Below are 13,303 nucleotides of genomic sequence, written 5' to 3' on the forward strand. Positions count from 1 at the left end.
GTGAATGTCATACGCAAGAATTTGGGTATATAGTGTATACTAGGACTAATTATCAAAGCGGAAGAAGGGGTTTCTTGTGAGATCAAACTATGCAGATGATAGCTTAGCGCTACACACAGACTTATATCAAATCAATATGGCCGAATCCTATTGGGCTGATGGGATACATAATAAAAAAGCAGTTTTTGAGTTGTATTTTAGAAAATTACCATTTGGCAATGGTTACGCAATATTTGCTGGCCTAGAGCGGATGCTGGATTATTTACGGAATTTCCGTTTTAGTGATTCTGATATTGCGTATTTACGTGATGAAGTTGGTTATAAAGAGGATTTTATTGAGTATTTAAAAGATATTCGATTCACAGGGGATATATATTCGATGGTAGAGGGAGAGCTTGTTTTTGCCAATGAACCGATTGTTCGAATAGAAGCTCCATTAGTGGAGGCTCAGCTTATAGAAACAGCATTATTGAACATCGTTAATTATCAAACATTAATAGCGACGAAGGCTAGTCGTATTAAACAAATCATTAAAAATGAAGTGGCTATGGAATTTGGTACACGACGCGCACAAGAAATGGATGCAGCTATTTGGGGTACACGTGCAGCATTTATAGGTGGTTTTGCTTCCACTAGTAATGTCAGAGCAGGTAAACTGTTTAACATCCCAGTGTCTGGTACACATGCACATGCGTTGGTACAGGCCTATAAAAATGATTATGATGCTTTCCATTCTTATGCAAAACGTCATAGCGATTGTGTTTTTCTTGTAGATACGTATAATACTTTGAAATCAGGAGTTCCAACGGCTATAAAAGTAGCTAAAGAATTAGGAGACAAAATTAATTTTATCGGTATTCGTTTAGATAGTGGAGACATTGCGTTTTTATCAAAAGAGGCTCGTCGCATGCTAGATGCTGCAGGTTTCCATGATACAAAAATCATTGTTTCAAATGATTTGGATGAATACACAATCTTAAATTTAAAAGCTCAAGGGGCAAAAGTAGATGTTTGGGGAATCGGTACGAAGCTTATTACAGCTTATGACCAGCCTGCATTAGGTGCTGTTTACAAAATGGTTGCCATTGAAAACAGCGATGGTCAACTGGAGGATACCATTAAAATATCAGCGAATGCTGAAAAAGTATCAACGCCAGGTCTTAAAAATGTATATCGTATTATCGATAAAAAGAATGGCAAGGCAGAGGGAGATTACATTGCGATGCAAGATGAAAACCCTCAGGAGGAGGAACGTATTAAAATGTTCCACCCAATTCACACGTTTGTCTCTAAGTTTGTCACGAATTTCGAAGCGAAAAATTTACATCAGCATGTCATTCATAATGGAGAAATTAACTATCATAACCCAACGCTTGAGGAAATGCGTGATTATGCAGCCGGAAATTTAGAGCTGCTATGGGATGAATACAAACGTGCGATGAATCCTGAAGAGTATCCAGTCGATTTAAGTCAAAAATGCTGGGATAATAAAATGCGCAATATTGAGGAAGTTCATAACATGGTTAAGCAAATGTAAAAAGGGAGTGGTGGAAACAATGACTTTACAACAACAAATCATTGAAGAATTACGTGTACAACCAACTATCAATGCGCACGAGGAAATACGTAAGTCCATTGATTTCTTAAAGGAATATGCGAAACATTATAGTTTTGTGAAAGGATTTGTTCTTGGTATCTCTGGTGGTCAGGATTCAACATTAACAGGAAAACTAGCGCAACTAGCTGTTGACGAGCTAAATAATGAAGCTGGTGAAATGAAGTATTCATTTTGGGCGATTCGCTTACCATATGGAGTGCAAGCAGATGAGCAAGATTGTCAGGACGCTATCGACTATATTAAGCCGACGGGATCTTATACAGTGAATATAAAAGATGCTGTCGATGCGAGTGTGAGGGCCCTAGCAAATGCAGGTGTTCAGCTGAATGATTTTGTTAAAGGGAACGAGAAAGCACGGGAGCGTATGAAAGTGCAATATTCGATTGCTGCAATGAATGGAGCAGTCGTATTAGGAACGGATCATGCAGCCGAGGCCATCACAGGTTTTTATACTAAATTTGGTGATGGAGGAGCGGACTTAATGCCAATCTTTCGTTTGAATAAACGACAAGGGAAGCAGTTATTGGCAGAGCTCAAATGTCCTGAACATCTTTATATGAAGGTGCCAACAGCAGATTTGGAGGAAAATCGCCCATCTTTGCCAGATGAAGTGGCTCTTGGGGTGTCCTATGATCAAATTGATGATTATTTAGAGGGGAAGGAAATCCCAGAAGAACCTCGCCAACTACTGGAAGGATATTATTTACGTTCGCAACATAAACGTCATATGCCTATTACAATATTTGATGTTTTTTGGAAGTAAAATAAGGGAAAAGAGTTATAAAAGTGAATCTCACTTTTGAAAATAGCTCTTTTCTCTCTTTTTTTATGCAATTTGGTTCTATGTTGTTAAATATCATCATATAATGTCGATATAATTACCTATAAGGATTATAAAATGTAAGGGAGGGTAACTAAATATGAGGACTTCTAGAGTAAATGCAACGACAAGTAGTGTTTTTCGTCAGGAAAATCAATATTTACATGCAGGTGATATTAGCCATAATTTTGGGCAAAATCCACAAAATCTATTTAAAAATAGTTTGCAAAGAAATAAAGAGAAGAAGCGCAGTTCAATAAATGCGCCAAATCAGCAGCAACAGCATCAACATACAGTGCCTATCCATATGGATAGTACGAATGATTTGCAAATACGTCGTGAATTAAATGAAACTGCGTTAAAGCTTAGTCGTTTAAGCAGACAAAAGAAGCGACTTAATAGTTACCGTTCTTCCATATAAAGACCAGACTCTCCACAGCCAAACATGTGGGGAGTTTTTTTGTATTTGAGTGAAAAAGAAGTGCTAAATTCAAATTATTTGAAATGAAGATGTTCATTGAATGTTCAAGATAATTTTTCCAATTCTTCACCGCGATTTTTTACTAATTTCACAACTAATCTGTATTGTTGAATATGGCAACAGAAAACTAAATTTGGAGGGAATAGTTGTGAAAAAATTATGGTTACCAGCATTAATATTATTATTTGTACTAGCAGCATGTACTAGCGAAAAACCTCAGGTAAAGGAGAAGGAATCAGAGCAAGGCGCTACTGAAATAGAAACGAAGGTAATGGATGATTCTGTACAAGTTGCTTCACTTGTAGATCCGCGTTTACAAGAGCCGGAGGAGGATACAGTTTGTGAAATGTGTAATATGAAGGTTTACATGAAGGATCATGAAATGGGCATATTTTCAGCGCAAGCGATAAAAGAAGATGGGACTATTGCTTTTTATGACGATATTGGCTGTTTATTGAATGCGGAGGTTGCTAATGAAGAGAACAATGCAAAATTTGTCCGTGATTTTGTGACGAAGGAGTGGGCGAAAGTAGAAGATGTAACAATTGTGAAAACAGAGCTGAAATCTCCGATGAACTGGGGCTATATATACTTCGTGAACAAAGCGGAAGCAGATACATACATCCAAGAAAATTCGAATGCTTATATGGAGAAACTACAAAAAATTAAAGATGACGCATTGGAACGACGTAAGAAAATGATGAAAAAAAAGGCTGAGGGAGAGAATGGAGATTCTAGTTCTATCCATTCAAGTGATATGAATCATGGGCAAGAGGGACATGGTCATTAAAAGCTTAGACTAGGGGAACTTTCCTCTAGTCTTTTCATGCTGAATAAGGGGGGACGGTAATGAAACGAATAGGATGGTTCGTATTGTTTTTTCTATGGACATGTCAAACAGCAAATGCGGAGTTTGATCTTCAATTTGCTATTGATCAAGCGAAACCTGGAGAGATTGTTCATATTCCTGCCGGTCGTTACCAAGGAAATTTTACCGTAAAGAAATCGATTAAACTCCAAGGAGAAAAAGGGGTTGAACTTTATTCCCAAAATACTGAACCTGCATTAAAAATAGACGATACGGCTAATGTCTCTGTTGAAGATATAATGATTTCTGCCAAAAACAAAGGGATTGTTGTTAGTGAAGTGGAGAATTTAAAACTGAAAGCTATTGAAATAAAGGATGTACAAGTGGGTATCCATATTCAACGTTCTAAGCATATTCAACTATTAGAAAATAAGGTTGTTGGTAATCAATTACATTATGCTGAAAAAGGCAATGGGATTGCTGTGTTTAAAAGTGATGACATTGCTATTGAACACAATGCAATTGATTTTGTGCAAGATGGGATATATGTAGAAGAAGTGCGACATATCAATGTGCGACAAAACGAAGTGACAAACAGTCGTTATGGAACGCATTTTATGTATTCAAGTGATGTGAAGGTGCTTTTTAATTCATATTTATATAATGTGACAGGTCTTATGGTAATGATGACTACGGACTTAGAAATAGCGAGCAATACAATTAGTAACCATAATGATTTCAATAGCTATGGCCTTTTAATGTATGACACACAACAGGCGAAGGTGAGAAAAAATAGTATTCGAAATAATCGGGTAGGTGTAGCGATGCAAAAATGTTCAGTCATACAAATACAAGAAAATGGGTTTCAGATGAATCAGACTGCCTTAGAAGGAACAAAGGTAGATAATCACTCTATCATCAATGATAATCAGTTTACTGGAAATATATTAACGGCAAGATCAGACCAACAAGGCTTGCGATTAGTTCGCAATTTTTATGATGATTACCGAGGGATAGATGTTGCGGGAGATGGTTTCGGAGATGTTCCCTACGTGGCTGTGTCGAGCTTTGGTCAATGGATGGTGAGACAACCAGTTTATCAATTTTTTGTGGCATCACCGAGTGTTATGATTCTGACGTCACTTGATCAGGAAGTGAATAAAACAGAACAAAATTTGCTTGTAGATAACGAACCAAGATTAATTAGCCATACGAAAGAGAAGTCGTTTTCCATCAATATCTTACAATTTATTATTGGTTTAGTTGTATCTATGAGTGGATTTTGGCTATGGAAAAGAGGGGTGTAAGTATGACGAGGTGGATAGCCATTCTAGTTATATGCAGTACAATATTGGGCGGTTGCAGCGAAACGACGTATAACCCACGTGATATTATCCGTGAAACAGATATTTGTGAAATTTGTAATATGAGCATCGTTCATCATGAATATGCTGGACAAATTGTGCTCACAAATGGAGATTATAAGATTTTTGATGATATTGGCTGTTTGATGGATTATCTGGCGCTAAATGGTGAGGAAGAAATTGGCGCAGCCTATATTAAAAATAATGCAAATAATGAATGGATTGACGTTTATAAAGCTACCTATGTGTACAATGCAGGTTATTGGACTCCGATGAACTATGGAGTACTTGCATTTGCAACGAAGGATGAGGCGCAGGAATGGATGACCAATGAAGGAGAGGGGCAATTATTAGCCTATCAAGATTTGCTGACGTTTAAATGGGGGATTCATGAATGATGTTTGTGAAAATAGAGTTGAAGCAAATTTTAAGAAGCCATTGGATGCAACTAGTAGCTTTTCTTTTTACTTTTGTATTTGTAGCCATTATTGTCATTCAGCGAATGGCATTACCTGATGTGGAGGGCTTTACACGTCAAACGGCATCATTTTTAAATGTGTTATTGTTTCTATTACCTTTATTTATTATCACCATTGGAAGTATGAGTATAGCAGGCGATATTGAATCTGGCTGGTTTTCGTTATTAAAAACATATCCAATGAAAATATGGCAATATATTATAGGGAAATATGTGGCTATATCACTTGCCTTTTTATTAGTTGTGCTTGTGGCATTTGGCGTTGTCTTAGCAATAGGTGGTCTATTAGGCGGCGTCCAGTTACCGATTATTTTAGTGATCCTTACGCTATTATGTATCTTTATATTTGTCTCATTAGGTATTGTACTGGGGGCAATGGCTAAAACAAGATTATTTGCACTAGCCTTATCACTTGTTGTATGGTCCTTTTTTTTACTGCTTATTTCTTATGCGTTAATGGCTCTAGGTACAGTTGTAGCGGGCCATGTTTTACAAAAGCTTACCATTATATCGATACATATTAATCCTGTAGAATGGCTACGCTTTGGTTATTTTATATTCACCAATCAGGCTAGTGTGCTTGGTCCAGCATTTTATGGTATCACGAGGTTTTATTCGTCAACTTTAGGTCATATGTTGTATGTGGTGGTGACACTTCTTTGGATCCTTCTACCACTTTTGCAAGCTACTAAGTTTTCAAAGGAGGTCACACGGCGATGATTCTTTTAGAAGCCAAAAATATAGCCAATGTCTATGAAAATGGTAGAGGTTTAAAAGAAGCTACCTTTACATTACATTCTGGTAAAATTTTAGCGTTGGTTGGGGGCAATGGTGCTGGAAAGAGTACGTTGATCCGTTTACTAACGGGTCAAGAGAAGGGAAAGTCCGGAGAAATGATATGGCATAAACCAGATGTCATTCGTTATATGCCTGACGACGTAAATTTTCCAACCATGCTAACGGCAGCTGAAATTTTTAATCTATTAGCTTCTTTAAAGCAGGTAGATCAAGATGAACAAGAGTGCATATTAAAGCGTGTTTCCTTGTGGGATGTTCGTAATCAACCAGCTAAACAATTTTCTAAAGGGATGCTTCAGCGATTAAATCTTGCGCAATGTTTACTTGGAAGTGGATCTTTGCTGATCTTGGATGAACCGACAAATGGTCTTGATCCATTTTGGATAGCGCAATTAAAAAATGTAATGTTAGAGGAAAAGAACAAAGGAAATACGGTCATATTCTCTACTCACTTGCTGTCTTTTGCTGAAGAAATAGCAGATGATGTATTAGTTTTACATGATGGGGAAATTATTATTTCTGGTGAAATCACTGAAATTTTCACACAAGAAAATTCTACATCTTTGGAAGAAATATGGTTAAAAAGATTAAAATTGTAACATTCTAATGAATAGTAACGTTATATACTAAACAAGGCTTGTTTGACTACGTTCAAGCAAGCCTTGTTTAGTATGTGTTATCGAAGGGAAGAAGTTTCTGATAATTGTTTTACTAGACATATTTCGATATGCTTATGATAAGTTATCGTGCAATTCACACAATTGTTGGATGAAATGGAGGTTTTTTAATTTATGAATTCTCAAATACAAAATGTGCTAGAAAATATAGAGAAAGTGATGATTGGAAAGAGAGATGTGGCTGAGCTAAGCCTTGTTGCTTTATTAGCGAGGGGGCACGTATTGTTAGAGGATGTGCCTGGTGTTGGGAAGACAATGATGGTTCGTTCATTGGCAAAATCCTTCGATGCGCAGTTTAAGCGAATTCAATTTACGCCAGATTTATTACCCTCCGATGTGGTGGGAATCTCTATTTATAATCCGAAGTCATTGGAGTTTGAATTTCGTCCAGGACCCATCATGGGGGATGTTATTTTAGCCGATGAAATAAATCGTACCTCGCCCAAAACACAGTCAGCTTTATTGGAGGGAATGGAAGAAGCTTCTGTTACTATTGATGGTAAAACACTTGTTATAAATCAGCCGTTCTTTGTAATGGCCACACAAAATCCGATCGAACATGAAGGAACTTATCCATTGCCTGAAGCACAGCTTGATCGTTTTTTACTGAAAATAAAGATGGGCTACCCTACTAGAGGGCAGGAAGTGGAAATTTTACGTCGCGCGGAAAATGGCAAAGCGATTGAAAAGATCGATGCAGTATTGTCTGTAGCTCAATTGATTGAGTTACAAGAGCTCGTTCAAGGGGTGTACGTTGAAGATTCAGTAAAAAATTACATGGTGGAGCTTGCTACTCAAACTAGAGAAAACAGCTATGTTTATTTAGGTGTAAGTCCCAGGGCGACATTAGCCTTAATGAAGGCTTCTCAAGCCTACGCATTTATGAAAGGGCGTAGCTATGTAACACCTGATGATGTCCAATACCTTGTCCCTTTTGTCTTTAGTCATCGTTTAGTTTTAAAACCAGATGCTCGCTATGATAATGTAACGGCAAGTGAAATCATTGAACGTATCATTGCCAAAACACCAGTACCAACAAAAAGGTTTGCAGAACAATGAAGCAATGGAAAGCTTTTTTAGAGAAAAGTAAACATTTCCTATTAGTAGTTTTCTTAATGATTGTAACGTTTTGTTATGCGATGTTCCAAGGTGGATTTGTTAGTTGGTTTGTATTTTTTACGGTAAGTCCATTTTTAGTGTATGCCTTATTTTTCTTTGTTGTTAGAGAAAGTATCTTAGTAGTAGAGCGCAAAATTGAGCCAGCACATGTAGAACGTGGTCAATCAGCGAGGGTCATGATTTCAATCGAAAGAAAAACACGTTTTCCTTTTGCTTATATGATGATGGAGGAACTTGTAGATAGTGAGGGGTTAGTTCAGGCGAAGCTTCAAAGTTCAGCTGCTATAAAATTTGTTGGCTTTAGAAAAAATTTTAACTGGCATTATGAATTAGTAAATATGCCTCGTGGCGAACACCGTTATTTGGGTATTACTGTCGCTTTCTATGATTTTTTTGGTTGGGCAAAAAAAATGGTGGTGGCCGAGAAAGAACAAACTATTTTAGTGTACCCAAGGCTCAGAGAAATGAAATATTCGGCACTTCAAACAAAATATGATGTTGGGCCAATGATGTCTCCTTATTCCATAGTAAAGGATACTACTATGGCTGTTGGGTTACGAGAATATGTTCCTGGGGATCGTTTTTCATGGATTCATTGGAAGTCATTCGCGAAAACCCAAACCTTACAATCTAAGGAATTTGAGGATAGACAATCTTCTGAGCTAATGTTAGTGCTTGATGCCAAGAAATCAACGTTATTTGAGGATAAGATTGAGCTAGTAGCATCTATGCTCAAGATGATCGTGCAGGAACTTGGTGATATTTCCTTTATTTCTGCTGGAGAAGAGACAAAGGTATTCCCTGTTATACAAGGTGAAAAGCAGTTAGATCAGGTTATGTATCATTTGGCAGCTATAAAATCTACTGAGAATGTAAAATTTCGATTTTATGACCAGCAAGCCTTTAAGCAAGTAGCGACATTGCTTTATGTGACTAATGAAATATCAGAAGAATTCCTACATACTCTTGCGAATATAGTGAAAAGTTGTATTTGTTTTGTCGTGGCAAAACAGCCACCTGTGCAGTCTGAGGTTACTTTGCGTTATAAACATATTCAAATTGTTTATGTAGATCCAACAGATTTTTATCATGTATTCACGGAGGTGAAGAAGCCGTGAAACAAACAGTCGGGGAATTTTTAGAGTTAGCGGTCGCCTATATTATTGTCTTCTTTATTTTGCGTGAATGGCTAATACCCATTATGCAATTAACTAATACAGGAGGGTTTCATCTCTTCCTAGTTTTTATTGGCTTGTCCCTAGCCTTAAGTTTATTTCGAGTACATCCTTTATTATCAGGGATTGTAAAGTTTGGTTATATGACTTGGTGCATTGTCTTTATTTATAGCGAAAGCCCTGTGCTTTCTGGACAGTCCATATCCTTCTTAATAGCAGAATGGAAAGGGAATATGGCCGCCATTATATCAGGTGATTTTGGTCTAGTATCCGATGCCTTTAGAACAGTGCTATTTCTAGTGTTAATATGGATGCTTGTTTACTTAATCCACCATTGGGTCTCCGTAAGGAAAAATATATTTTACTTTTTTGCCATGACAGTATTCTTTATTGCTACGTTAGATACGTTTAGTGAATACAATGGAAAAACAGCTATTGTTAAAGTGGTCATTTTAGGATTAATGATGACAGGTGTCCTATTTGTCAAACGTTTATGGCTTCAAGTGGGTACAACGAGCAATACGTTTGGGAGATGGAAAATTGTTATTCCGATGCTTGTATCCGTATTACTTGTCGGGTCTATCGCCTTCTTTTTACCAAAGACAGGGCCGACATGGGCAGATCCTGTGCCGTTTATTCAAGGTGTTACTGGACAAGATGGAAATGGAACAGGCATGAAATCAGTCGGCTATAGTCAAGATGATAGTCAATTAGGTGGACCTTTCCAAGGGGATAATACATTAATTTTTACTGCGTCTTCACGTGATCGTCATTATTGGCGTATTGAAACGAAAGATACTTATACGTCAAAGGGATGGATTTTGTCAGAGGGGAACTTCGGAAAAAATGTATATGAGGCAAATGCGCCGATTATGACCTCTTTACAAGTAGGCTCACCTGAAAACGAGCGTCAAATACAACTGGACATTGCGACCTCGATGCCATTTTTAATCCAAACATACGGCTTGTTATCTGTTTCTGCTCAAGATTCCACATTATTTATTCAGGATGAGCAGACGGAAAAGATGACTATAGAGCAGCAGAATGATACATCTACATCTTTATTAGGCTATACTTTATCGTATAGTGAGCCTGTCTATAGTATGGAACAGCTGCAATTATCATTCCCAGCCACACTTGAAACGTTAGATTCATCATTTGATCGCTTTATGCAGCTGCCAGCGCAATTACCACAGCGTGTAAGAGATTTGGCCCTGTCGATAACACAGGATAAAACTACGGTTTACGATCAAATTAAGGCAGTAGAAGGTTATTTTAGGACGAACGGTTTTAGGTATGATAAAAAACAAGCGGCTATTCCGGCAGAAAATCAAGATTATGTTGATCAGTTTTTATTTGATACAAAAGTAGGTTATTGTGATAATTTCTCAACTTCGATGGTAGTGCTTTTGCGTTCAATAGGCATTCCAGCTCGCTGGGTCAAAGGATTTGCGCCTGGTACTGCAGGACCCATGTCTGATGGTCTGAGAGAGTATCGAATTACCAATGATAACGCGCATTCATGGGTAGAGGCATATATACCTGGTACAGGTTGGATGGAGTTTGAACCTACAATAGGCTTTAGCGGCAACGTTAACATTGATTATGATATACCATTAGATACATCCGAACAGGAGGAAATAGTACAGCCAGAGCAAAAACCTGAGCAACCGCAAAAGCAGGAACAAGTGTCTAATAAAGAACAAAGTAAATCAATGTTTAGCCTAGATATGCTATGGACTTGGTTGAAAAAGTTTGCTTATGTTTGGATAATCGTCTTCGTTTTATTGATGGTCAGTGGGATTGCTTTATACTTGCAGCGCAAAACTTGGCTTCCAAAAATGCATGTTCGAGTCTATCGTAAAAAGACTGCCAATTGGTCTACCTTTGATTCCTCCTATCATATTCTTCTGAAGCAATTATCACGTATTGGATTGCGTATGAGGGATGGGGAAACGTTGCATATGTTTGCAGAACGTGTGGATGCATCATTAGAGACAGATCAAATGCAAAAGCTAACGGCTGTTTATGAGCAACATGTTTATGGGAAGGATAAGCATGAAGTGGATTTCATGAAGCTGAAAGAAAGTTGGGAATATTTAATCAATCGCACTATCGGTTGATTTTAACTTAGACAAAGAGTAAAATGAAAAAAATTAAATGCAAGGATTGCTTTCATATAAGTTCGATAATAAGGTTCGGATGTTTCTACGAAATCACCATAAATGATTTCTCTATGAAGGCGGATGTATTCGCTAGGTGAGAAGTATAGTAAATCACTTTACTTTGCTACGCATTCGCCTTTATAAATCAACATGAGCTTTTTGAACGCGTAGAAAGATTTTACTTTCTTCGCGTTTTTCTTTGAACAAATGAAATATCCTTTAAAAATAGTAGAAGAGGTGGAAATTTTGACAGCTAGCCCTTTATTAAAAGAGCAAGAAAAAATCGTTGTACTTGACTTCGGTAGCCAATTTAACCAATTAATTACTCGTCGTATCCGTGAGTTTGGTGTATTCAGTGAATTACATCCACATACAGTAACTGCAGAAGAAATTAAAGAAATGAACGCAGCCGGTATTATTTTTTCAGGCGGTCCAAACTCTGTTTATGATGAAAATGCTTTCCATGTGGATCCAGCCATTTTTGAATTAGGCCTACCAATACTAGGTATTTGCTATGGTATGCAATTAATGGCACATACAAATGGTGGTAAAGTAGAAGGCGCTGAAACTCGTGAATATGGTAAAGCTGAAATCAAAGTAACTGCTTCCAATAAATTATTTGGTGAGTTACCAACTGAGCAAATCGTGTGGATGAGCCATGGTGACCATGTAACAGAAGTTCCTGCTGGATTTGAAGTTATCGCAACGAGCGCATCATGTCCGATTGCAGCAATGGCAAATGTAGAACGTAAACTATACGCTGTTCAATTCCACCCAGAGGTACGTCACTCTGTTTATGGTAATGATTTATTACGTCAATTCGTATTCGATGTTTGTGAAGCAAAAGGTGATTGGTCAATGGCCAACTTCATTGAACTTGAAATCGCGAAAATTCGTGAAATTGTAGGCGATAAAAAAGTTTTATGTGCGCTTTCAGGCGGTGTTGACTCATCAGTTGTAGCGGTTCTTATTCACAAAGCAATCGGTGACCAATTAACTTGTATGTTCGTAGACCACAACTTAAACCGTAAAGGTGAAGTTGAGCAAGTAATGAAAACATTTACTGAAGATTTTGATATGAACCTTATTAAAATTGATGCTCGTAAACGTTTCATGGACAAACTTGCAGGTGTATCAGATCCGGAGAAAAAACGTAAAATTATCGGAAATGAATTTATTTATGTATTTGATGAAGAAGCATCAAAGCTTGAAGGTATGGATTTCTTAGCACAAGGTACTCTGTATACAGATATTATTGAATCAGGTACTTCAACAGCGCAAACAATCAAATCTCACCATAATGTTGGTGGTCTTCCAGAAGATATGCAATTCAAATTGATCGAACCATTAAAAACTTTATTCAAAGATGAAGTACGAGCATTAGGCTTAGAACTTGGTCTGGATGAAAAAATCGTTTGGCGTCAACCGTTCCCAGGTCCTGGATTAGGTATCCGTGTACTTGGTGAAGTAACAGAAGAAAAATTAGAAATCGTTCGCGAATCTGACTTCATCTTACGTGAGGAGATCGCCAATGCTGGCCTTGATCGTGACATTTGGCAATACTTCACGGTATTACCTGATATCCGTTCAGTTGGTGTAATGGGCGATGCGCGTACGTATGATTACGCAATCGGTATTCGTGCGGTAACATCTATCGACGGTATGACTTCTGACTGGGCACGTATCCCATGGGATGTACTAGAAAAAATCTCTGTCCGCCTAGTAAACGAAGTAAAACACGTGAACCGCGTAGTGTATGATATTACATCTAAGCCACCAGCAACGATTGAGTGGGAATAG

Annotated in this window: 12 protein-coding genes and 1 riboswitch; all 12 genes read left to right on the forward strand. The window is 37.6% G+C overall.

What is annotated here, in order from left to right:
- The first annotated feature begins 76 nt into the window (after positions 1-76).
- The 12 genes from PI85_RS20470 to guaA all read left to right on the forward strand — a co-directional run bounded on the left by PI85_RS20470 (position 77) and on the right by guaA (position 13,303).
- The gene (locus PI85_RS20470; RefSeq protein ID WP_036120816.1) at positions 77-1,537 is read left to right on the forward strand and encodes a nicotinate phosphoribosyltransferase; all 1,461 of its coding nucleotides are present in this window, start codon (positions 77-79) and stop codon (positions 1,535-1,537) included.
- A 19-nt stretch (positions 1,538-1,556) separates the two neighbouring features.
- Complete coding sequence (gene nadE / locus PI85_RS20475; RefSeq protein ID WP_036120813.1) at positions 1,557-2,381, forward strand: ammonia-dependent NAD(+) synthetase; 825 nt, start codon at positions 1,557-1,559, stop codon at positions 2,379-2,381.
- Between the two features lie 157 nt (positions 2,382-2,538).
- Positions 2,539-2,859, forward strand: coding sequence for a hypothetical protein (locus PI85_RS20480; protein ID WP_036120810.1), 321 nt, complete (start codon positions 2,539-2,541; stop codon positions 2,857-2,859).
- A gap of 208 nt (positions 2,860-3,067) precedes the next feature.
- On the forward strand, positions 3,068-3,709 hold the full coding sequence (locus PI85_RS20485; RefSeq protein ID WP_036120806.1) for a hypothetical protein: 642 nt from the start codon (positions 3,068-3,070) through the stop codon (positions 3,707-3,709).
- Positions 3,710-3,768: 59 nt separating this feature from the next.
- On the forward strand, positions 3,769-5,034 hold the full coding sequence (locus PI85_RS20490) for a nitrous oxide reductase family maturation protein NosD (protein ID WP_225316091.1): 1,266 nt from the start codon (positions 3,769-3,771) through the stop codon (positions 5,032-5,034).
- A gap of 2 nt (positions 5,035-5,036) precedes the next feature.
- Positions 5,037-5,489 carry a nitrous oxide reductase accessory protein NosL gene (locus PI85_RS20495; protein ID WP_036120802.1) on the forward strand — a complete coding sequence of 151 codons (453 nt, stop codon included), beginning with the start codon at positions 5,037-5,039 and terminating at the stop codon, positions 5,487-5,489.
- A complete protein-coding gene (locus tag PI85_RS20500) occupies positions 5,486-6,289 on the forward strand; it encodes an ABC transporter permease (RefSeq protein WP_235318520.1) in 804 nt (267 codons plus the stop codon). The genes PI85_RS20495 and PI85_RS20500 overlap by 4 nt, the downstream gene beginning before the upstream one ends.
- Positions 6,286-6,966, forward strand: coding sequence for an ABC transporter ATP-binding protein (locus PI85_RS20505; protein WP_036120799.1), 681 nt, complete (start codon positions 6,286-6,288; stop codon positions 6,964-6,966). Before PI85_RS20500 ends, PI85_RS20505 begins: the two co-directional genes overlap by 4 nt.
- Positions 6,967-7,158: 192 nt before the next feature.
- Positions 7,159-8,103: a MoxR family ATPase gene (locus tag PI85_RS20510; RefSeq protein ID WP_036120796.1), complete on the forward strand. Its 945-nt coding sequence runs from the start codon at positions 7,159-7,161 to the stop codon at positions 8,101-8,103.
- Positions 8,100-9,281, forward strand: coding sequence for a DUF58 domain-containing protein (locus PI85_RS20515; protein ID WP_036120793.1), 1,182 nt, complete (start codon positions 8,100-8,102; stop codon positions 9,279-9,281). Before PI85_RS20510 ends, PI85_RS20515 begins: the two co-directional genes overlap by 4 nt.
- Positions 9,278-11,461 (forward strand): transglutaminaseTgpA domain-containing protein, encoded by a 2,184-nt coding sequence (locus PI85_RS20520; protein WP_036120790.1) that lies wholly within the window; start codon positions 9,278-9,280, stop codon positions 11,459-11,461. Before PI85_RS20515 ends, PI85_RS20520 begins: the two co-directional genes overlap by 4 nt.
- Before the next feature lie 32 nt (positions 11,462-11,493).
- Positions 11,494-11,595, forward strand: a riboswitch (purine riboswitch).
- Positions 11,596-11,749: 154 nt separating this feature from the next.
- Complete coding sequence (gene guaA, locus PI85_RS20525; RefSeq protein ID WP_036120786.1) at positions 11,750-13,303, forward strand: glutamine-hydrolyzing GMP synthase; 1,554 nt, start codon at positions 11,750-11,752, stop codon at positions 13,301-13,303.

Origin of the sequence: Lysinibacillus sp. A1 (assembly GCF_000801965.1) — a bacterium.
GTDB classification, from domain to species: Bacteria; Bacillota; Bacilli; order Bacillales_A; family Planococcaceae; genus Lysinibacillus; species Lysinibacillus fusiformis.

Excerpts from the sequence above, each read along its gene's own strand:
- nadE (WP_036120813.1), top strand. The coding sequence starts at position 1,557 with ATGACTTTACAACAACAAATCATTGAAGAATTACGTGTACAACCAACT.
- PI85_RS20480 (WP_036120810.1), top strand. The coding sequence starts at position 2,539 with ATGAGGACTTCTAGAGTAAATGCAACGACAAGTAGTGTTTTTCGTCAG.
- PI85_RS20490 (WP_225316091.1), top strand. The coding sequence starts at position 3,769 with ATGAAACGAATAGGATGGTTCGTATTGTTTTTTCTATGGACATGTCAA.
- PI85_RS20495 (WP_036120802.1), top strand. The coding sequence starts at position 5,037 with ATGACGAGGTGGATAGCCATTCTAGTTATATGCAGTACAATATTGGGC.
- PI85_RS20500 (WP_235318520.1), top strand. The coding sequence starts at position 5,486 with ATGATGTTTGTGAAAATAGAGTTGAAGCAAATTTTAAGAAGCCATTGG.
- PI85_RS20505 (WP_036120799.1), top strand. The coding sequence starts at position 6,286 with ATGATTCTTTTAGAAGCCAAAAATATAGCCAATGTCTATGAAAATGGT.
- PI85_RS20510 (WP_036120796.1), top strand. The coding sequence starts at position 7,159 with ATGAATTCTCAAATACAAAATGTGCTAGAAAATATAGAGAAAGTGATG.
- PI85_RS20515 (WP_036120793.1), top strand. The coding sequence starts at position 8,100 with ATGAAGCAATGGAAAGCTTTTTTAGAGAAAAGTAAACATTTCCTATTA.